Source organism: Crossiella cryophila, from assembly GCF_014204915.1.
Taxonomy (GTDB): Bacteria; Actinomycetota; Actinomycetes; order Mycobacteriales; family Pseudonocardiaceae; genus Crossiella; species Crossiella cryophila.
The window spans coordinates 6085920-6105664 of the sequence record NZ_JACHMH010000001.1 but is presented as its reverse complement, the minus strand read 5'-3'; the positions used below and the strand labels follow the sequence as shown (position 1 = coordinate 6105664).

The window sequence follows — 19745 nt, the reverse complement described above, 5'->3', positions numbered from 1 at the left end:
ACCGTGCCGACGTTAACCACGGTGCGAGGGGAGGGGTCCCGATGGACACAGCGGTGGGCACACCACGGGGGCTGACCGTGGCCAGGGTGATCATGTTCGCCCAGGCGGTGGCCACGCTGGGCGTCTGGGTGGTGCAGCTGCTGACCATCTCCACCCGCCTGGACCACGGCCAGCACGTCTCCGGGTTCGCCTGGGTGGTCATCGTGGCCAACCCGGCGATCGCGGTGCTGCTGTTCCTGGCCGCACTCCGCCTGCTGGCCGGCCCGGACTGGGCGCGGCCGCTGGCGGTGACCATGCAGGTCATCGGCATGGTCACCGCGGCGATCACCGCCTTCACCGGCTTCTACCAGGGCGTGCTCGCCATCGGGCTGGCCATCGTGGTGATCGTGCTGATCAGCCGCCACCCGGCCGACTAGAACAGGCTGATCTGCCGCGGTTTGCGCTTGCGCGGCACCGCCTCGCCATGCCGCTCCAGCAGGTCCTGGCCGAGTACCGCCAGGAACGGGGAGACCGGCAGGCTCCGGTCCGCGCCGTGGCGGTGCCGCTGGGCGGCGTGGCTGAGGTAGAGCCGGTCCTGGGCCCTGGTCATGCCGACGAAGAACAGCCGTCGCTCCTCGTTGACGTGCTCGGCGCCCAGGTCGGTCGCGCCCTGCCAGCGCAGCGGCAGCAGACCGTCCTCGCAGCCGATCAGGAAGACCACCGGGAACTCCAGGCCCTTGGCCGCGTGCAGGGTCAGCAGCGAGACCCGGTCGGCGCGCGGGTCCATCGAGTCGACCTCCGCGCCAAGGGACAGCTCGGTGCGGAAGGCGTCCAGGTCGTGTTCGTGCACCCGGCTCAGCGGGGCCAGCAGGTCCAGCGCGGTGTGGATGTCCACCGCGCGTTCGTCCAGTTCGGCAGCCGGGATCCGGCTCAACGCGGCCTCGGCGGCACCACGCACCCTGGCCGGGACGTCGGCGGCCTGCTCCGGGCTGACGAAACCCAGCTCGCGCAGGATCTCCGCGACGCCGGGACGGTGCAGCAGCCGGTCGTGCGAGCGTTTCTGGAACGGCACCCCGGCCCTGGTCAGCGCCTCCACCACGGCGCGGGCCTGGCTGTCGGTGCGGTAGAGCACGGCGAAATCGCTGAAGGACAGGCCGCCGTCGCCGTCCCCGTCGACCCGGCCGCTGTCCAGGGAGTGGAAGGAGGACCCGCCGAGCAGCTGGTCGATGGTGCGGGCGATGAAGGCGGCCTCGGTGGTCTCATCCGCCGCGGTGTGCAGGCCGATCAGCGCGTGCTCGGCGTGGCTGCCGCAGGCGTGCAGTTCCCGGCCCGGCACCAGGGTGGTGGGTTCGATGGCCTGGCGGGCGCCGGTGATGATGTGCTTGCCGGAGCGGTAGTTGCGGGTCAGCTGCACGGTCGCCGCGCCGGGGAAGTCCTGCCGGAAGCGCAGGAAGAAGCCGACGTCGGCGCCGCGGAAGCGGTAGATGGCCTGGTCGGGGTCGCCGATGGCGGTCAGGTTGGCCCGCTCCCCCGCCAGCAGCCGCAGCAGCCGGTACTGGAGTTCGTCCACGTCCTGGTACTCATCCACCGAGATCCACCGGTACCGGTCGCGGTAGGACTCGGCCAGTGCGTCGTCGGCTTCGAGCAGGGCGACCGGCTGGGTGATCAGGTCGTCGAAGTCGACCAGGTCCCTGGCACGCAGGGTCTTGGTGTAGCGGTCGCGCAGGTCCGCGTCCCACTCGGTCTTGCCGTCGAGGAGTTCGCGGGCGGTCTTCTCCGCGCCGGTGATCTCGGTGAGGATGGCGAGCTGTTGTTCGGTGCCCGCGATGGTGAAGTTCGCGGACAGGCCGAGGCGTTCGTGCAGCTCACGCAGGAAACGCACACCGAGGGCGTGGAAGGTGGAGATGGTCAGCCGCCCGGCGTGCTCGGGTGCGAGGGCGGCGAGGCGTTCGCGCATCTCCTCGGCGGCGCGGCGGGTGAAGGTGATCGCCAGGCACTGTTCCGGTGGCACGTCGTGCGCGGTGACCAGGTGGGCCAGGCGGTGGGTGAGGGTGCGGGTCTTGCCGGTGCCGGGTCCGGCGATGATCAGCAGCGGGCCGTCCAGGCGTTCGGCGGCGGCGCGCTGGTCGGGGTCCAGGCCGTCGAGCAGGGCGGGCACGGCGACGGGCTCGGCCGCGGGGGTTGCGGGGGCGAGGTCGGCGGGCTCGATCGGCGCGGCGGGCTCGGGCTGGGGTTCCGGGTCGGCGAACAGGTCCGGTTCCGGATCGGCGCGGCGGGCGGGTGCGGTGGGTTCGGCGGCGAAGAGGGAGTCCTCGAACAGGGCGAAGGTGTTGGCCTCGGCGCGGCGGCGCAGCTCACCCGGCTCGAACATCCGGATCACGCCGTACTCGCCGTCGAAACCGGAGTCGCGGAAGACCTTGCCCTGCCGCAACCGGCCGATCGCCTCACCCAGCAGCTCGTGCTGTTCGGCGATCAGGTGCAGCGGCACCTCGTCCAGGATGGCCAGTTCCGGGCCCAGCGCGGTGGTCAGCGCGTTCAGCTCGGTCTGCACCTTCTTCGACTTCGGTCCGACCCCGACGATCTCGCTCATGATCTCCGGCAGCGGCACCAGGTTGCGGAACCCGGCCGCGCCCTGCGGCCGGAAACCCAGTGGCCGGTCGGCCAGGTCGGTGATCCGGCTGAGCACGCCGACGGTGAGCGGCTTTTTGCACTCCGGGCAGCGGCCGTCGTGCGCGCGGGTCTGCGCCGGGTCGAAGCGGACATCGCATTTGCGGTGCCCGTCGAGGTGGTACTTGCCCTCCTCGGGGAAGAACTCCGCGGTGCCTGCGAAGCCCTCGCCGGTCTCCAGGGCCCGGCGCAGCGCGTAGTAGTCCAGGTCGGTGTCGAAGACGGTGGCCTCCCGGCCCAGCATCGGCGGGGAGTGCGCGTCGCTGTTGCTGACCAGGCGGTACTTGTCCAGGCCGGAGACCTGCCAGTTCATCTCCGGGTCGCTGGACAGGCCGGTCTCCACGGCGAAGATGTGCTGGGCCAGGTCGAGGTAGCAGTCCTCGATGGCGTCGAAGCCGGATTTGGAGCCCAGCACCGCGAACCACGGCGTCCACACGTGGGCGGGCACCAGGTAGGCGTCCGGGCTGGCCTCCAGGGTGATCTCCAGGAGGTCGCGGGAGTCCAGGCCGAGGATGGGGCGGCCGTCCGAGCCGAGGTTGCCGATCTTGCCAAGGCGCTGGTTGAACCGGGCGGCGGCTTCCAGGTCGGGCATGTAGATGAGGTGGTGGACCTTGCGGGTCTTGTCACCGCGCTTGTAGATGGTGGAGATCTCCACTGAGAGCATGAACCGCACATCGGTGCCCGCGCAGCTGGTGGGCAGGGTCCGGTTGATATCGCGGTCGAGGTCGGGTTTGAGCCGGTACAGCCCGGGTTCGGCCGGCTCCAGGGTCTCGGCCAGGTGCGCGTACCACGCGGGGTGGGTGAAGTCCCCGGTGCCGACCAGGGCGATGCCCTTGCGCCTGGCCCACCAGGTCAGGTGTTCCAGGTCGCAGTCGCGGCTGCAGGCGCGGGAGTACTTGGAGTGGATGTGCAGGTCAGCGTAGAAGCGCACACGGCGATCTTGCCAGCCCGCACCGACACCCTCGTCTTCAGACTTCCCGGCGGCGCAACGTGATCACTGGGATCGTCCGCGCCCCGGCCCTGACCTGGTACTCCGCCAGGGCGGGGGTGCGGCGGACCGCGGTGGACCAGATCCGGTACCGCTCGGGGCCGGTGGTGACCGCGGCGACGGCGGGGAAGGTCTCGCCGTCGAGTTCGACGGTGACCTCCGGGTGGGTGAGGACCTCGTGGAACCAGTTGGGGTGCTGTGGCGCCCCACCGACGGCAGCGAAGACGACCAGGCGGTCACCATCGGTGTGGTAGGTCAGCTTCGGCCGTTCCGGGCCCGCGGCGAGCGTCAGCGTGCGCTCGGCGGCGTTCGCGCTGCTCAGGTAGGTCATGGCGGCAGCGTAGGCGGCAGTTCTGACGTCGCGCTTACCGCGAACACAACGCGGGCACAGCCCGCTGACCGGCTAGAGGCCGCCCGCCACCCGGACCACCGCACCGGTGGTGAAGGAGGAGTCCGGGCCCAGCAGCCAGGCGATGGCCGCCGCGATCTCGGCCGGTTCGCCGGGCCGTCCGGCCGGGATGCGCCCGGCCAGGCGTTGCGGGCGGTCCGGATCGCCCATGGCGGCGTGGATCTCGGTCTGGATGATGCCGGGGGCGACCGCGTTGACCCGGATGCCCTCGGGCGCGAGTTCCTTGGCCAGGCCCACCGTCATCGAGTCCACCGCGCCCTTGGACGCGGCGTAGTGCACGTACTCGTTGGGGCTGCCCAGGGTGGCCGCGGCCGAGGAGATGTTCACGATCGCCCCGCCCGCACCGCCGGCGGAGGTGGCCATCTGGCGGGCGGCGCGCTGGGCGCAGAGCAGGTAGCCGACCACGTTGACCTCCACCACCCGGCGCAGGGTGTCCCCGGACAGGTCGGCCAGCCTGCCCAGCGGTCCGGTGATGCCGGCGTTGTTGACCAGCCCGGTGACCACGCCCAGTTCCTGCCCGGCCAGGTCGAAGAGCCGGTCCACGTCGGCCTGCATGGTGGTGTCGGCGCGCACCGCCACGCACCGGCCGCCCGCGCCGACGATCTCCCTGGCCAGTTCCTCGGCTGGTCCGCCTGCCTGGACGTAGCTGATGGCGACCCGGTGGCCGTCGGCGCTGAGGCGGCGGGCGGTGGCCGCCCCGATGCCGCGACTGCCGCCGGTGATCACGGTGACGGGTGGCATGGGCTGCTCCAATCGGTTGCGCTGGTGGGCGCCTGGTGTCAAGACCGAAACACAACGGTTCTGCTGGTGCACGTTTTGCGTAGTTTGGGACTGGCTTGTCTCAGGCACACTCATGTGATGACGCCTGGGGGCCAGCAACCACGCCGGCCGGGTCGCCCGGCCAGGTTGACACGGGAGGCGGTGGTCGCCGCCGCGGTGGCCATTGCCACGGAGGAGGGGCTCGCGGGGGTGAGCATGCGCCGGGTCGCCGAGCGGATGCGTTGCTCCCCGATGGCCCTGTACCGCCACATCAAGGACAAGGAGGAACTGGTGGAACTGGTGCGCACCCGGTTACCCGACGATCATTCCAAGCGGTAGAGCAGGCTGTCCCGCTGGCTCTGCTCGACCATCGCGATGGTGATCTCGGGTGAGCGCAGGTGCGCGTGGGTCAGTTCGGCCGGGCTGGGCTGGGCACTGGGGTCCAGCCAGCTCTCCGGCTGCCAGGTCTTGGAGCGCACGAACGCCTTGGGGCAGTGCGCGTAGACCTCCTCGGCACGCAGCACCAGCGCGCTGCGCGGGGCCTTGCCCACGGCGGTGAGGGAGTCCAGGAGTTCCGGGCGGGCGCTGACGCAGGCGGCGCCGTTGATCCGCAGGGTCTGCCCGCGGCCGGGGATGAGGAAGAGCAGTCCGGCCCGCCCGGTCTCCAGCACGTTGTGCCAGGTGTCCAGGCGCTTGTTGCCGGTGGCGTCCGGGATGACCAGGTGCTTGTCGTCGAGCACGGTGACGAATCCGGCCGGGCCGCCGCGCGGGGTGACATCGCAGTCACCCGCCGCGCTGGTGCTGGAGATGAACACCAGCGGGGAGCAGGCGATGAACCGGCGGGCCATCTCGTCGATCTCGCTGATCTGCTTGCGTGCGGCCAGCGGCGAGGGCGCCTCGTAGAGCGAGCGTAGTTGCTCGGGTGAGCGGATGGCGTCGGCGAACAGGTCCCCAGTCATGCCGCCCAGGCTAGTCGCGGATGATCGGATGGCACGCGCCGATTTCGCCCGCAAGTCCACTGCGGCGATCACCACGAGATCGGGTGATCTTGCGCCGCAGTGCCGCCCGGATGGGTTTCGATCGGGGAGAGCGGACCCGCCTCGGGGTCGATCGCAGGAGCGAAAGGCGCCGACGCGCAGATGACCGACGTCCTGGTGCAGGCGGCCCCACCCGCCGAGCTGCTGGCCAGCCGGGCCAGCGATCCCTACCCGTACTTCCGCTGGCTGCGCGAGCACGCCCCGGTCTTCGCCGAACGCAAACGCGACGGCCGCACCATCTGGCACATCTCCCGCCACGACGACGTGCGCGCCCTGCTCGGCGACGAACGCCTGAGCAAGAACCCCGACACCGTCCCCGGCTACCGGCCGGGCCCCGAGGGACTCAACAAACACCTCGTGCACGCCGACCCACCCGAGCACACCCGGCTGCGCCGCCTGGTCAGCACCGCGTTCCTGCCCCGCCGGATCGCCGCACTGGAACCCTTCGTCCAGCACACCGCCGAGGACCTGCTCGACCGCCTAGACCCCGACACCGGCGTCGACCTCATCGGCGAGTTCGCGCTCCCCCTGACCTTCACCCTGATCTGCACCATCCTGGGCGTACCCGAACACCTCAACACCCCCACCACCCGCACCATGCTCACCAACACCGTGGTGCCCACCGCGGGCCAGCGCACCGACGCCCGGCTCCGCACCTTCCTCACCGAACTCATCGCACACAAACGCCACCACCCCACCGGCGAACTCGACCTGCTGGGCGCCCTGGTCGGCGCACGGGAACAGCTCACCGAGGAAGAACTACTCGGCACCGCGTACCTGCTGCTGCTGGTCGGCCACGACACCACCGTCAACCTCATCGGCAACGGCCTGCTCGCCCTGCTCCGCCACCCCGACCAGCTCCAGGCACTGCGCGCGGACCCGGCCCTGATCGGCACCGGCCTGGAGGAGCTGCTGCGCTACGACTCCCCGGTCCGCGACGCCACCTTCCGGGTGGCCACCGAACCCATCCGCCTGCACGGCCGGCTGATCCAGCCCGGCGACATCGTCAGCCTGCTGATCGGCTCGGCCAACCGCGACCCGTCCCACTTCCCCGACCCCGACCGCCTGGACCTGACCCGAAACCCCAACGACCACCTGGCCTTCGGCCGCGGCCCGCACTTCTGCATCGGCGCCGCACTGTCCAGAATGGAGGGTGCGCTCGCGGTGAACCTGGTGCTGCACCGGCTCGGCGAGATCCGCCTGGCCGCCCCCGACCACGAACTGCGCTGGCGCCCCTCCCGCGTCATGCGCGGACTGGAGAGCCTCCCGGTGACAAGCCGATGACCGTCAACACCGAGACCGCCGACACCGTCCTGATCATCACCCTCAACCGCCCCCAAGCCCGCAACGCCATCAACCACGCCACCGGCCTCGCCCTCAGCGCCGCCCTGGACCACCTCGAGTCCAACCCCGCCCTGACGGCCGGGGTCCTGCACGGCGCGGGCGGCCACTTCTGCTCCGGCATGGACCTCCGCGCCTTCGCCGCGGGCGAGGACATCCCCATCGTCGGCGAGTACGGCCTGGCCGGCCTGACCCGCCGCCCCCTAACCAAACCCCTGCTCGCCGCCGTCGAGGGCTACGCCGTGGCAGGCGGCTTCGAACTGGCCCTGTCCTGCGACCTCATCATCGCCGCCCAATCCGCCCACTTCGGCCTCCCCGAAGTCAAACGAGGCCTGATAGCCGGAGAAGGCGGCGTAACCCGCCTCCCCCAACACCTCCCCCACCACATCGCGATGGAACTCCTGCTCACCGGCGATCCCCTGCCCGCTGCCGCGGCGGCGGGTTACGGGTTGGTCAACCGCGTGGTGCCTGATGGGGAGGCGTTGGGGGTGGCGTTGGAGCTGGCGGGGCGGATCGGCCGGAATGCGCCGTTGGCGTTGGCGGCGGTGAAGCAGATCGTGCGTCCGGTGGTGGAGCGGGACGCGTTCGCGGTTCAGGATCCTTGGTATCACAAGGTTTCGGCGTCGATGGATGCTCGGGAGGGGGCTGTGGCGTTCAGTGAGAAGCGGGAGGCGCGGTGGCGGGGGTGTTGAGCAGGGCTTGCGGGGTGGGGGTTGTTGGGTGGGGTTGATGGGCGGCTGGTTGGTGGCTGGGTGACTGGTGGTCAGTGGCTGACTGGCGGCGGGGCTTGGGGCGCGGGTGTGGCCTGAGCCGTTGGGTTCCGGCCTGGCGTGGTCCGGCCCAGCCCGGCTCGCCCGGTGCGGTGTGGCGCGGGCGCGGGGCGGTGCTGCCTGGGCTGGCGTGGCGCGGTTTCGCAGCTGGGTTGAGTGGTTGGGTTGCGCGGTTGCGGGGTGCGGTTAGGCGCGGCTGGGGTGCGCGGCGAGCGTTCTCGGTTCGGCCGCGCTTCGGCTGTGCTGCTGGGATTCGACTCTGCGAGGGTTCGGCACACTTTCGGTGGAGGCCCGGGATGCGGTGGGTGTGGATAAGTGCGGCGGACTGGCAGGTTTCGGCTGGTTGAGGCGGTAAGGTGCGCTAGGTCGCGGATAGTCGGACAGGCGCGCCGGATCGCGAACAACCCGATCGAGCGACAAGATCCAAACGCCAAGGCAACCAAAACAGCCGTTTTTGCGTTCCGCAGAGGAACGGTGGCGGCGGCGGACCCCGGCACGGGACGGAGCAGGACGCGACAGGCTCCAGCCACGACCGGAGGCAACGGCCGGTCGCCAGTGGCCAGAGGTAGGAGCAAGGGTAAGAGGCAGCGCCCGCGCGCGGAGGGCAAGCGGCCAGGGCCCGCGGCTCGGGCAAAGCGACTCGGCCCATCGGCAATGGGCTCGGCCCCGGCCCCGGCAGGCCCCCGGCCCGAGTAGGTCTGCCAGCCCGGTCGGGGCAGCGATCGCGGACTGGGGGCAGGCACGCTCCAACTGCAGGCCCGGCCGCGGCAAGGCTGGCAAGGACCCTGCCGGGTGCTGGGCAGGCGCTGAGGTGGAAGCAGCGAAGCGGCACCGGAACGCCCGCGCCTCTGGCGCTTGCCCGACCAGGCTGCCCGACCGTGCGGCAGGGGCTGGGACCGGCCAACGACCGGGTCGGCCAGGTTGAGGCGACGGCTCGCCAACCCCAGCGCCCCGCCCAGGTTCCCTCCCTCCGCCCCGCGGTTGCCCCGCCCTGCCTCTGAGACTGAGACTCCCCGCGCCCGGACCCGCCGCACCTCGCAGCGCCCCGCGCCCCCGCGTAGCGCCCCCGGCTGACGCTCCCCGCCGCCGCCCGGCTGAGGCCGCGCTGAATCCGCGCTGAGGCCAGCCATCGCGAACAACCACCGTCCACTGCGGACAGCCACCAAGCACAGCCATCGCGGACGGCCCTCGCGAGGCGATGCGCGGACGATGCGCGGGCCGCCGGGCGAACAGCCACCACGCCGGTCTGACACCGCCGCCCGCCACCCACCACCCGCCGCCAACAGTGCACACTGGCGTCGTGACCAGCGAGAACACCGTCACGGAGCGCGCATGACCGGCTGCGCGGCGTGGCTGGCCGAGCCGGTGGCGGCTACCGCGCCCACTGCCGTGACCTGGCTTTGCCTGGAACAGCCCGGCCCCTGGGGGCGCAAGGCTCTCCTGGAAAGCCGGCTGGATCCGGCGCTAGGGGCCGAGTTGATCCGGCGGAGCGAAGGCACCGGGGTCAGGGTGTTGCTGGTTCGGGCGCCGGGGCGGACTGAGCCGAATCGGCCGCGGCGGGTGTTTCTGGCGCGGACCGTGCCCGGTGCGACCAGTCTGCACACCACCACCCTCGCCGACCCGCGTGAGCTGCTCGACCTCGACTTCACCGACCCCCACCTGGGTGAACCCACCGCCGAACCCCTGCTCCTGATCTGCACCAACGGGCGCCGCGATCGCTGTTGCACCCAGCTCGGCCGGCCCATCGCCGAGGAACTCGATCAGGGGTTCCGGCCCTCGATCTGGGAGTGCAGTCACCTTGGTGGGCATCGGTTCGCGCCAACGGGACTGCTGCTGCCCACGGGCTACAGCTACGGGCGGCTTGATCTGGCCATCGCCCAGGCCGCGTTGTTGGGGGCTCGTAAGGGGGTGGTTGAGACTGTGGGGTTGCGGGGGCGTAGTACGTGGAGTCGGCGGGGGCAGGCGGCCGAATTGGCGGTGCGGGAGTTGTTGGCTGAGCTGGATCCGGATGCGCTCTCGGTGTTCGAGGAACAGGATGAGCCGGTCCGGGTTGAGCATCTGGATGGGCGGAGGTGGCTGGTGGAGGTCGCGGAACGGGCGTTGCCCGCGGCGCCGGCCAGTTGTGGTGAGGAGCCCGCGCCTCGGTCCGCCTTCGCCGCGATCGGGTTGCGGCCTGTCTGAGCACAGCCGGTCGGGCGGTGACCAGGCTTGGGGCGGGTCGTACCGGGGTTGAGCTGCGAAGAGATGACTTTTGTGGCGTGTGCCGGTCATAGGTGGTGACGCGCCGGACAAGCGGCGCACGTAACGGGGAGGCGTTGTGGACGTCGTGGCCACCATGAACGAGCAGGACTTCGGGCAGCTCGTCGAACGGCACCGGCACGAGCTGCGGGTGCACTGCTACCGGATGGTCGGCTCCTTCGAGGAGTCCGAGGACCTCGTGCAGGAGACCTTCCTGCGGGCCTGGCACCGCCGGGAGACCTACCAGGGGCGGGCCACCTTGCGGGCCTGGCTGTACAAGATCGCCACCAACGCGACCCTGGACGCCATCGCCAAGCGGCCAGCTCAGCAGCAGACCGCGGTGGCCGGTCCGGAGACGGCCACCACCAGTGAGGTGAGCTGGCTCCAGCCCTACCCGGATCAGCTCCTGGAGCTGGCCGCGCCCGCCGCGGACGAACCCGACGCCGTGGTGGTGGCGCGGGAGACCATCGAGCTGGCCTACCTCACCGCGCTCCAGCACCTGCCGCCCCGCCAGCGGGCGGCGCTGATCCTGCGGGACGTGCTCGGCTGGGCCGCCGCCGAGACCGCCAAGGCCCTGGACACCACCGTCGCCTCGGCCAACAGCGCCCTGCAGCGCGCCCGCGCCACCCTCAAGGAACACCTGCCCCGGCGCCGCGCGGACTGGACCGTGCCAGCCGAACCCTCCGCCGAGGAACGCGACATCCTGGCCCGCTTCATCGCCGCCACCGAATCCGCCGACATGGCCGCGATGGCCGAACTCCTGCACGCCGACGCGCTGCACACGATGCCGCCGCACCCGTTCTTCGCCAGCGGCCGGGAGGAACTCATCAGCCAGTGGAGCGCCGTCATGCCCGGCGGCGCCGACTCCTGGGGCCAGTGGACCGCGTTGCCCACCTGGGTCAACCGGCAGCCCGCGCTGGCCAACTACGTGCTCAAGCCCGGCGCCACCGAGTACACCGCGGTCGCCCTTGACGTGCTGCGGGTGGAGGACGGGCTGGTCGCCGAGGTGGTCACCTTCGAGGCGAAGCTGATCACCGCCTTTGGTCTGCCCGCCACGCTGCCGATCACCCGTTAAGCCCAGACGAAGGTCAGCGATCGGCTCGACTTTGGGCAACAGACGAAGTGACCTGCGCTTTTCTACCTTGGTGTCATGTTTGAGGCAGAGAACGTCAGCAAGCGGTTCGGGCGCCGCACGGTGTTGGACGGGGTGTCCTTCGCCGCGGCGCCCGGACAGGTCACCGCACTGGTCGGGCACAACGGCGCGGGCAAGACCACCCTGATGCGCAGTGCGCTGCGGCTGGCCAGGCCCGACGCCGGCCGGCTGCTCGTACTCGGCAAGAACGTCCGGGACTACCCCTCGGTCGGGCGGGTCGTGGGCAGCTCCCTGGACGCCTCCGCGCTGCCGCCCAACTGGACCGGCCGCCTGGCCGCCACCCTCATCGCCGACCTGCTCGGCCTGCCCGCGCACGCCGCCGAGGAGATGCTCGCCCGCGTCGATCTGACCAAGGCCGCCGGGGACCGCATCCGCACCTACTCCCTGGGCATGCGCCAGCGCCTGGCCCTCGGACTCGCACTGCTTGGTGAACGGCCGGTGCTGATGCTGGACGAACCCACCAACGGCCTGGACCCGGTAGCCCAGCGCTTCGTCCGCGACACCCTGGCCGAACGCGCCCTGGCCGGGGCCACCGTGCTCGTCTCCAGCCACGACCTGCTCGCCCTGGAGACCTACGTCGACCGCGTCGTGCTCATCCGGGAAGGCCGGATCGTGCTGGATGAGTCGATCAAGGTGCTGCGCGCCGCCGGCGCCAGCCTCGAAGAGCTGTACCTGCAGGCCCACGACGCGGAGCTGAGGAAAGCCGGATGACCACCCTGACCCCCACGCCCATCGGCCTGCCCCGGCTGGTCAAGACCCACCTCGGCGCACTCCGGGCGCACCGCGCCGGGCTGATCGCACTGCTGCTGCCCGCGGTGGCCGGCACCGTCGTGCTCGGCACCGTGCTGGCCAACATCACCGCGCTCACCCCGGACACCCAGACCACCGGACTCGCCCTCTACCTGGGCCTGCTGGTGCTGCTCGCCCCGGTCGCGGGGGCGGTGCTCGCGGTCGACCCCTGGGCCCGGCGCGGTGTCGCCGTGGTGCTGGGCGTCAGCTCCGACCGCGGCCGCTGGTTCAGCGCCCAGGCGCTGACCGCGCTGCTGGCCGGCGTGCTCGGCTTCGGCCTGGCCACCGCACTGGGCGGGATCACCACCGCGGCCTTCGCCGCACTCGACGGACAGAACCTGGCCCGGCTGGACGGGCTGCTGCTGGAGGGCTTCGGCAGCCTGCTGCTGAGCTACGCCTTCGGTTTCGCCCTCGGCGCGGCCACCCGCAGCGTGCTGTTCAGCCTGCTCATCGCGATCGCGGTGCCGTTCGTGCTCAGCGCCGTGCACGGCCTGGCCACCCTGTCCCCGCTGGCCGCCGACATCCTGTCCTGGCTCAACGTCAACGCCGCCTTCGCCCGGCTCTTCCACGACGGCGCCCTGCCGCTGTGGCAGGCGATCACCATCACGGTGCTGGCCATCGGCGGCCCCCTGGTCATCGCGGTGGGCCGCAACGCCACCGCCGACCTGCGCTGAAACTAGACTGCTCAGATGGACACCACTGCCCGGCAGCCATGGCTGGGCATCTCCGGCTGGCAGCAGTGGATCCTGGAGATCGCGCTCTACGTACTCGTCGGGATCTCCGTGCTGGTGCTGCCGCCCTGGCCGATGCCACCGGAGATCGCCATCCCGGCCGTGACCTTCACCGCGGTCTCGCTGTTCCTGCGCCGTCGCTTCCCGGCCAGCGCGCTGGTCGTGGGCGCGCTCGGCGTGGGCGCGGTGGGCATCCCGCTGGCCTACGCCGCGGGCAGGCGGATCGGGCCGCTGCACAAGCTGCTCGCCGCCTCCCTCGGCCACTTCGCGGTGGCCGCCGCGGTGTCCCCGCTCTACGGGGAGAGCGTGGTGTCCAGCATGATGTCCCTGGGCCTCAACGTGATCATGACGTTGTGGTTCGTGCTGCTGCCCGCGGTGCTCGGCCGCAGCAGCGCCCGGCGGACCCTGCTGGTGGAGGCGCTGCGGGAACGAGCGGTGTACCTGGAGCGGGAACGCCGTTCGCTGGTCGCCGAGGCGCGGATCCGGGAACGCACCCGGATCGCGGTGGACATGCACGACAGCCTCGGCCACCACCTCACCCTGATCTCCCTGCAGGCGGGCGGGCTCAAACTGGCCGCCAGCCAGGACCCGGCGCAGGCCGAGGCGGCCGGGATCCTGCACGACACCGCACGGCGGGCCATGGAGGAGTTGCGCGAGATCATCGGTGTCCTCGGCCAGGACAGCCAGGACGTGCCGATGCACGCCCGCCGCCTGGACCAGCTGCCCGAACTGCTGGAATCCGCGCGCACCAGCGGCGCCAGGGTCAGCCAGGCCCAGACCGGCCAGCCGGTGCCGCTGCCAAGGCCGATCGAGAACGCGATCTACCGGGTCGCCCAGGAGGGCCTGACCAACGCGCTGCGGCACGCCCCCGGCGGCGCGGTCACCGTCCGGCTCAACTACGAGTCCGACGCGGTGATCATCGAGGTGGTCAACACCCTGGCCACCGCACCGCCGCGGGGCGGTGGCAGCGGGCAGGGGCTGACCGGGCTGCGGGAACGGGTGCGGCTGGCCGGGGGTGTGCTGCACGCCGCGCACACCGCCGACGGCGGGTTCCGGGTGGCCGCGGTGCTGCCCTTCCACGGTGAGCCCGCCGCCGAGCCCGAGGAGGACCTCGACGCCCCGCCGACCACCGCGCCCGCCACCCATCCGCTGGCCCGCACCGAGGTCAGCACCCTGATGCGGACCATCCGGCACCGCCCGGTGCTCATCGGCGTGACCATTGTCGGACTGGTCATGTTCAGCATGTTCTCCTTCATCGGGTCCGTCATCTGGATGGTCATCCGCAACGGCGAGATGCTGGCGGCGGAGCGCTTCGACGAGGCCAGGATCGGCGAGACCGAGCAGGTCGTGATCGAACGCTTCGGCGAGGCCAGTTCAGGGGCTGAGCTGCGGATCAGCGACCAGGCGGGCCCGCCGCCCGAGGGCATGCGCTGCCGGTACTACTACGTGGACGGCTCCGAGCTGCCCGGCAACCGCACCGAGGCGTTCCGCTACTGCTTCCGCGACGGCCAGCTGGCCCAGAAAGACCGGTTGGTGGTCAAGCGGCCCTTCTGATCTTCCCCGTCGCCGCGGCTCGCCCCGTCTCGATGTGCGAGCATCTCCCAGCAAAGGGCGAGGGCCGGGCGCGGCCAAGTGGGAGGCACACGTGGTCCGGGTGATCGTCGCCGACGATGAACCGCTGGTGCGCGCGGGCATCAAGCTGGTGCTGTCCGCGGCCGAGGACATCGAGGTGATCGCCGAGGCCGGGGACGGCCGCGCGGCCATCGCCGAGGTCACCGCGCGCTCCGCCGACGTGCTGCTGCTCGACATCCGGATGCCCGGCATGGACGGCCTGACCGCGCTGGCCGAGCTGACCAAGCTCGCCCCGGACACCAGGGTCGTCATCCTCACCACCTTCGGCGAGTCCGAGTACATCGGCCGCGCGCTGGACGCCGGGGCGGCCGGGTTCCTGCTCAAGGACTCCGCGCCCGAGGAACTCATCCGCGCCGTGCAGGTGGTGGCCGCCGGCGAGGCATACCTGTCCCCGTCGGTGACCAAGTGGGTGATCGGCCGGGTCTCGGCCACCGGCGGCACCGCGAAGGCGGTGGACGCCCAGCGCCGCCTGGACGTGCTCACCGACCGCGAACGCGAGGTCCTCGAACTGCTCGCCCAGGGCCTGTCCAACGCCGACATCGGCGGGCGGCTCTACATGAGCGAGGCCACCGTCAAGATGTATGTCAGCCGGGTGCTGGGCAAACTCGACTGCTCGAACCGGGTGCAGGCCGCGATCCTGGCGCACGAGGCCGGGCTCGGTGACACCTGAGATGGACCCTCGGGTAGACCTTCGTGAGCGCGGACCCAGACTTCAGAGTGATGTGGTCGGCGCCCTCGCCGGAGGAGTCTGGCTGAGTCGTCGGCAGCGGTGGGGGAAGGAACGGTCGGGGTGATGAACCGGAGAGTCCGCAACGCCTTGGGGATCGGTGTGGGCGTGGTGCTGACGGTGGCCCTGGTCGGCTTCATCGCCGGCTGCTGGATCCTCAAGGCCTGGGACGGCATGGCCCTGGACCGCAGCACCTACGACGCGGTCAGCGTGGGTCAGACCAAGGCCGAGGCCGACCGGATCCTGCCGCACGGCAGCTCCAAGATGCTGGCCAGCTACCGCCAGCAGGGCCCGCCGAAACCCCGCGGCGCCAGCTGCAGGCACTTCCTGTCCAAGGACGAACAGCCCAGCGGACGCGGCGGCATCGTGGTCTACCGGTTCTGCTTCGCCACCAACACCGTGGTGGAGAAGAGCCGGTTCGAGGCGGTCAAGGACAACCACCGGAAGAACCCCCGGCCCTGAGGCCCTGCGCCCGGGATTGTCGGTGGCGGCTGCCATAGTCCGCGCCGTGGGGATGAACATCATGATTACCGACGCGACACCGACCGGGCAGGAGACCGCCCGGCTGCTGCTGGCCGGGGTGCCCAGCCCGATCACGCTGCGCGAGCTGATCCGCTTCCGGGTGCGGGAGGAGGTCGCCCGGCACAACGCGCGCCCGGCGGCCCGCTTCGCCGGACTCATCACGCCCTCGGCGGCGGAGACCGCGCTCAACGGCTACCGGTCCCGGCCGCCGCGCCGGGTGGACTGGGAGGCCGCCGCGGACACCGCGGTGCGGGCGTTCGGGCGCAACGGGTTCTTCGTCTTCGTCGGTGACCGCCAGGTCGGCGACCTGGACGAGTCGCTGACCCTGACCGAGGCCGACGAGGTGAGCTTTGTCCGGCTGGTTCCGCTGGTGGGGGGCTGAGGTGTCCTGGAAGGAGCACGAGAACCAGGCCAGGGAGCTGATGGTCCCGCTGCGCGAGGGCCGGTTCGATGAGTGGGCGCGGGGCTTGGCCGGAGAGCCGCCGGAGCGGGTCGGGTCGGCGCTGATGACGTTGGTGCGGCTGACCGCGGCCGGGCGGGTGAGCAACGGTCACTGGTGGGAGCTGCGCGAACTGGTCACCGCGGTGCTGCGGATCCCGTTCACCGTCACCCCCGCCGACGCCGAACAGGCGGTCGCGGTGGCGATCAAGGCAAAGCACGGGGACGTCGTGGTGCCCTTCCGGGTCGCCTCGGCGCTGGCCAGGCAGGCAGGCTCGATCGAGGCCATCCGGACCTTGCTGAGCGCGCTCAACCAGCGGTCCGACCTGGCCCCGGAGGACCGCGGCTCGCTGCGGTCCCGGCTGGCCGCGGCGCTGCCCGGGGAACAGGGCGTGGAGCTGGACCTGTCGGTGCTCTTCGGCGCGGACGGCTGGGCGATCGCGGTGCGCGCGGACCTGGCCGGGCACGATCCCGCGGTCGCCACCGCCGTGCTGCGGCAACTGGCCACCGCGACCGGCTCCAAACCCACCAAGACCTGGACCACCGCCACCGCCGCGGTGTTCGAACAGCCTGGGGCGGTGGACGTGCTGCGCACCCTGCTGGACCGGGTGGCCGACGCCGGACCCGTCCCGGCGGACAGCATCTGGGGCGAGCAGTTGCCCACCATCGTGCACGACCGCAACGCCGACCTGGTCCGCGCCGCGGCCTGGGCCGCCGGTCAGCTCCGGCCGGAGTGGGCGGTGCCCGCGCTGGTGCGGGTCGCGCAGCGCTCGCTCGGCACCGCGGACGGGTGGATCACCAGCCAGAAGGTGCCCAACTCCGCCTACTTCGCACTCGGCCTGCTCGGCAGCGCCGAGGCCGTGCAGGCGTTGCTGCGCCTGGACGCGGCCACCCGCAACAACGGCGACCGCAAGCTGATCGCCGCCGCACTCACCGCGGCCGGTGCGAAGCTGGGGCTCTCCCCAGGGCAGCTGGCCGAGCGGATGGTGGACGAGGCCGGATTCGACGCCGACGGGGTCGCCGAGCTGAGCCACGACGACCTCCGCGCGCGGGTGCTGCTGGGCGAGGATCTCGCGATCACCGTGCGCTGGTTGGACGGCGCGGACTGGGTGGCCAAACCGCCCGTGGCGGCCGATGCCTCGGCGGTGCGGGCACTCAAGCGGCGGATCACCGAGGTCAAGGCCGTGGTCGCGGGTGAGCGGCGCCGGGTGGAAGGGCTCTTCGCCGAGGACCGTGAATGGGACCAGGCGGAGTGGCGCCAGTACTACCTGGCGCACCCGATCACCGGCCGGATCGCCGCGCGCCTGCTGTGGACCGTCGGCGAGACCACCGGGCTGCCCAGGGACGGACGGCTGCTGACCCTGGACGGCGCGGTCGGGTTCCCGGCGGGCCGGGTGCGGCTGTGGCACCCGGCGCGGGCCGCCACCGAACAGGTCGCGGCCTGGCGGAACTGGCTGCTGGCCGAGGAGTTCCGGCAGCCGTTCAAGCAGGCCTTCCGCGAGGTCTACCTGCTCACCGACGCCGAACGCGTGACCGGGACCTACTCGAACCGGTTCGCCGCGCACGTGCTGCGGTACAACCAGACCTACGCGCTGTTCAAGGAACGCGGCTGGGTGGCCAACTACCTCGGCCCCTACGACGGCGGCTACGAGGGCCGGGCCCGCCGGGAGTTCCGGGACGCCGGCCTGACCGCGGTCTTCGAGCACTTCGCCACCGACGCCAACGCGCACGGCCCGGCCGAACTGTGCTCCACCGACCGGATCTGGTTCCACCGCACTACCGACCGCGCCAAGACCCCACTCACCCTGGACGAGGTCCCGGAACTGGTCTTCGCCGAGGCCATGCGCGACGCGGACCTGTTCGTCGGGGTCTGCTCGATCGCCCTGGACCCCAACTGGGTGGACCGCGGCGAGGACCCGCACTTCGGCTACTGGCAGCAGGTCAGCTTCGGCGAACTGAGCGCGCGGGCCCAGGTCCGCCGCGACGTGCTGGCGCACCTGCTGCCCAAACTCGCCGTGGCCGACCGGGTCGAGCTGACCGAGCGGTTCGTCCGGGTGCGCGGCGAGCTGGCCAGCTACCGGGTGCACCTGGGCTCGACGAACGTGCTCATCGAGCCGGATGACCGCTACCTGTGCATCGTGCCCGGCAGCCGTGGCAAGGGCGGCAAGGTGCTGCTGCCCTTCGACGGCGACGACCAGCTCAGCGTGATCCTGTCCAAGGTGCTGTTGCTGGCCAAGGACGACCGGATCACCGACCCGAGCATCCTCAGCCAGCTACCCGGCCGCGTTTAGGCCTCGCCACCGACCACGGTCGGCACCGGCTCGCACGGCAGATCCATCACCACCACCGTCGGTCCGCCCGGCGGGCTGGTCACCATGACCCGCCCGTCGAAGGCGGACAGGCGCCGTTCGATGCCGCGCAGGCCGGTGCCGCCGCTGGGGTTGGCCCCGCCCTGCCCGTCATCGCCGACCAGCACGTGCAGCTCGCCGTCGGTGTGGGTGACCCGCACCCACGCCTTGGCCGCGCCGCTGTGCTTGACCACGTTGGTCAGCGCCTCGGCCACCGCGAAATAGGCGGCCGATTCCACCGGCGCCGGCAACCGGCCGGGCAGCTCGATCTCCACGTCGGTGGGCAGCGGGTTGGCCAGCACCAGCGCCTGCACCGCCCCGGCCAGCCCGCGGTCGGCCAGCACCGGCGGGTGGATGCCGCGCACCAGGTCCCGCAGCTCGGAGAGCGCCTGGGTGTTGGCGTGCCGCGCCTCGGCCAGCAGCTCCTGCGCGGCCTTCGGATCCTTCGTCATGAGTTGCTCGGCCATACCCAGGCTCATGCCCATGGCGACCATCCGGGCCTGCGCCCCGTCGTGCAGGTCGCGTTCGATCCGGCGCAGCTCGGCGGCCTGGGTGTCCACCGCGTCCGCCCGCGATTCGGCCAGCTCACGCACCCTGGTGACCAGCATGGTCTTCTCGGTGGGGGCCAGCAGCGCCCTGGCCAGGATGGCGTAGCCGCGGAAAATCCACTGGCTGCCGATGTACCACAGCGCCAGGTAGACGAGACCGTGTCCGGTGCCGACGAAGAAGGCCGAGATCCAGGAGTCGATGGTCCAGAAGGTCAGGGTGAAGCTGCTGCCCTCGGGCAGGAACGGCCAGATGAACCAGGGCAGCGCGATGATCCCGCCCAGCCCGGCGAAGAACAGCGCCAGCACCAGCACGCAGACCGCGCTGCCGACCAGGAGGTTCAGCGGCAGCCAGGCGAAGTCCCGCCAGCTGGCCGGATCGCTGACCACGTGCCGCAGCAGCCGGAAGAACCCCTTGTCGGTGCGCTGCCGGTAGGGGCGGCCGATCCGGACCCCGAGCACGGTGCCGGCCCAGCGGCGGTGCAGGTCGTTGTAGCCGCGCAGGATCGCGAAGCACAGGATCGACATGGGCAGGCCCAGCCACACCGTGTACAACGCGAAGGAGGCCACCACCAGCCCGAACAACGCGATACCCAGCCCCGCGTAGACGACCAGCGGAATCGTCCAGCTCAGCAGGGCGAACCTGCCCACGCGGTGTGCCACGGCCATCCG

Annotated in this window: 18 protein-coding genes; 13 read left to right on the top strand and 5 right to left on the bottom strand. The window is 71.5% G+C overall.

The genetic code is table 11. The features are described from left to right. The first annotated feature begins 41 nt into the window (after positions 1–41). A complete protein-coding gene (locus HNR67_RS26755; RefSeq protein ID WP_185004972.1) occupies positions 42–416 on the top strand; it encodes a hypothetical protein in 375 nt (124 codons plus the stop codon). Here HNR67_RS26755 and HNR67_RS45845 read toward each other — a convergent pair. The 3 genes from HNR67_RS45845 to HNR67_RS26740 form a co-directional block, all read right to left on the bottom strand. Further along, the gene (locus HNR67_RS45845; protein ID WP_185004971.1) at positions 413–3577 is read right to left on the bottom strand and encodes a UvrD-helicase domain-containing protein; all 3165 of its coding nucleotides are present in this window, start codon (positions 3575–3577) and stop codon (positions 413–415) included. The two genes, HNR67_RS26755 and HNR67_RS45845, sit on opposite strands and share 4 nt — an antisense overlap. A gap of 37 nt (positions 3578–3614) precedes the next feature. Continuing rightward, positions 3615–3965, bottom strand: coding sequence for a nitroreductase/quinone reductase family protein (locus HNR67_RS26745; RefSeq protein ID WP_185004970.1), 351 nt, complete (start codon positions 3963–3965; stop codon positions 3615–3617). A gap of 72 nt (positions 3966–4037) precedes the next feature. Next, complete coding sequence (locus HNR67_RS26740; protein ID WP_185004969.1) at positions 4038–4784, bottom strand: SDR family oxidoreductase; 747 nt, start codon at positions 4782–4784, stop codon at positions 4038–4040. Between the two features lie 117 nt (positions 4785–4901). Between HNR67_RS26740 and HNR67_RS26735 the strand changes: the two genes are divergently transcribed. After that, a complete protein-coding gene (locus HNR67_RS26735) occupies positions 4902–5141 on the top strand; it encodes a TetR/AcrR family transcriptional regulator (RefSeq protein ID WP_185004968.1) in 240 nt (79 codons plus the stop codon). Here HNR67_RS26735 and HNR67_RS26730 read toward each other — a convergent pair. Next, a complete protein-coding gene (locus HNR67_RS26730; RefSeq protein WP_185004967.1) occupies positions 5126–5761 on the bottom strand; it encodes an MSMEG_1061 family FMN-dependent PPOX-type flavoprotein in 636 nt (211 codons plus the stop codon). The two genes, HNR67_RS26735 and HNR67_RS26730, sit on opposite strands and share 16 nt — an antisense overlap. Positions 5762–5941: 180 nt before the next feature. Here HNR67_RS26730 and HNR67_RS26725 point away from each other — a divergent pair, with 180 nt between their 5' ends. The 11 genes from HNR67_RS26725 (at position 5942) to HNR67_RS46385 (ending at position 18471) form a co-directional block, all read left to right on the top strand. Continuing rightward, on the top strand, positions 5942–7123 hold the full coding sequence (locus tag HNR67_RS26725; protein ID WP_185004966.1) for a cytochrome P450 family protein: 1182 nt from the start codon (positions 5942–5944) through the stop codon (positions 7121–7123). Further along, on the top strand, positions 7120–7872 hold the full coding sequence (locus HNR67_RS26720; protein WP_185004965.1) for a crotonase/enoyl-CoA hydratase family protein: 753 nt from the start codon (positions 7120–7122) through the stop codon (positions 7870–7872). Before HNR67_RS26725 ends, HNR67_RS26720 begins: the two co-directional genes overlap by 4 nt. Positions 7873–9282: 1410 nt before the next feature. Next, complete coding sequence (locus HNR67_RS45840) at positions 9283–10131, top strand: sucrase ferredoxin (protein WP_185004964.1); 849 nt, start codon at positions 9283–9285, stop codon at positions 10129–10131. Between the two features lie 136 nt (positions 10132–10267). After that, positions 10268–11263 carry an RNA polymerase subunit sigma-70 gene (locus tag HNR67_RS26710; protein WP_312988115.1) on the top strand — a complete coding sequence of 332 codons (996 nt, stop codon included), beginning with the start codon at positions 10268–10270 and terminating at the stop codon, positions 11261–11263. 75 nt (positions 11264–11338) lie between these two features. Continuing rightward, positions 11339–12052 carry an ABC transporter ATP-binding protein gene (locus HNR67_RS26705; protein WP_185004963.1) on the top strand — a complete coding sequence of 238 codons (714 nt, stop codon included), beginning with the start codon at positions 11339–11341 and terminating at the stop codon, positions 12050–12052. Then, positions 12049–12804 (top strand): hypothetical protein, encoded by a 756-nt coding sequence (locus tag HNR67_RS26700; RefSeq protein WP_185004962.1) that lies wholly within the window; start codon positions 12049–12051, stop codon positions 12802–12804. The genes HNR67_RS26705 and HNR67_RS26700 overlap by 4 nt, the downstream gene beginning before the upstream one ends. A gap of 15 nt (positions 12805–12819) precedes the next feature. After that, entirely contained in the window at positions 12820–14415 is a 1596-nt protein-coding gene (locus tag HNR67_RS44895) for a sensor histidine kinase (protein ID WP_185004961.1), read from the top strand. A gap of 91 nt (positions 14416–14506) precedes the next feature. Then, entirely contained in the window at positions 14507–15163 is a 657-nt protein-coding gene (locus tag HNR67_RS26690) for a response regulator (RefSeq protein ID WP_185004960.1), read from the top strand. Positions 15164–15286: 123 nt separating this feature from the next. Next, the gene (locus HNR67_RS26685) at positions 15287–15682 is read left to right on the top strand and encodes a hypothetical protein (RefSeq protein WP_185004959.1); all 396 of its coding nucleotides are present in this window, start codon (positions 15287–15289) and stop codon (positions 15680–15682) included. Between the two features lie 61 nt (positions 15683–15743). Further along, positions 15744–16124, top strand: coding sequence for a hypothetical protein (locus HNR67_RS26680; RefSeq protein WP_185011133.1), 381 nt, complete (start codon positions 15744–15746; stop codon positions 16122–16124). A 1-nt stretch (position 16125) separates the two neighbouring features. Then, a complete protein-coding gene (locus tag HNR67_RS46385) occupies positions 16126–18471 on the top strand; it encodes a DUF4132 domain-containing protein (protein WP_185004958.1) in 2346 nt (781 codons plus the stop codon). On the opposite strand, the gene HNR67_RS26670 is transcribed toward HNR67_RS46385, so the two are convergent. Then, positions 18468–19742 (bottom strand): sensor histidine kinase, encoded by a 1275-nt coding sequence (locus HNR67_RS26670; protein WP_185004957.1) that lies wholly within the window; start codon positions 19740–19742, stop codon positions 18468–18470. The two genes, HNR67_RS46385 and HNR67_RS26670, sit on opposite strands and share 4 nt — an antisense overlap. Positions 19743–19745 lie beyond the last annotated feature (3 nt).

Coding starts and splice junctions, on each gene's coding strand:
- HNR67_RS26755 (WP_185004972.1), top strand. CDS start 42: ATGGACACAGCGGTGGGCACACCACGGGGGCTGACCGTGGCCAGGGTG.
- HNR67_RS26745 (WP_185004970.1), bottom strand. CDS start 3,965: ATGACCTACCTGAGCAGCGCGAACGCCGCCGAGCGCACGCTGACGCTC.
- HNR67_RS26740 (WP_185004969.1), bottom strand. CDS start 4,784: ATGCCACCCGTCACCGTGATCACCGGCGGCAGTCGCGGCATCGGGGCG.
- HNR67_RS26735 (WP_185004968.1), top strand. CDS start 4,902: ATGACGCCTGGGGGCCAGCAACCACGCCGGCCGGGTCGCCCGGCCAGG.
- HNR67_RS26730 (WP_185004967.1), bottom strand. CDS start 5,761: ATGACTGGGGACCTGTTCGCCGACGCCATCCGCTCACCCGAGCAACTA.
- HNR67_RS26725 (WP_185004966.1), top strand. CDS start 5,942: ATGACCGACGTCCTGGTGCAGGCGGCCCCACCCGCCGAGCTGCTGGCC.
- HNR67_RS26720 (WP_185004965.1), top strand. CDS start 7,120: ATGACCGTCAACACCGAGACCGCCGACACCGTCCTGATCATCACCCTC.
- HNR67_RS45840 (WP_185004964.1), top strand. CDS start 9,283: ATGACCGGCTGCGCGGCGTGGCTGGCCGAGCCGGTGGCGGCTACCGCG.
- HNR67_RS26705 (WP_185004963.1), top strand. CDS start 11,339: ATGTTTGAGGCAGAGAACGTCAGCAAGCGGTTCGGGCGCCGCACGGTG.
- HNR67_RS26700 (WP_185004962.1), top strand. CDS start 12,049: ATGACCACCCTGACCCCCACGCCCATCGGCCTGCCCCGGCTGGTCAAG.
- HNR67_RS44895 (WP_185004961.1), top strand. CDS start 12,820: ATGGACACCACTGCCCGGCAGCCATGGCTGGGCATCTCCGGCTGGCAG.
- HNR67_RS26685 (WP_185004959.1), top strand. CDS start 15,287: ATGAACCGGAGAGTCCGCAACGCCTTGGGGATCGGTGTGGGCGTGGTG.
- HNR67_RS26680 (WP_185011133.1), top strand. CDS start 15,744: ATGATTACCGACGCGACACCGACCGGGCAGGAGACCGCCCGGCTGCTG.
- HNR67_RS26670 (WP_185004957.1), bottom strand. CDS start 19,742: ATGGCCGTGGCACACCGCGTGGGCAGGTTCGCCCTGCTGAGCTGGACG.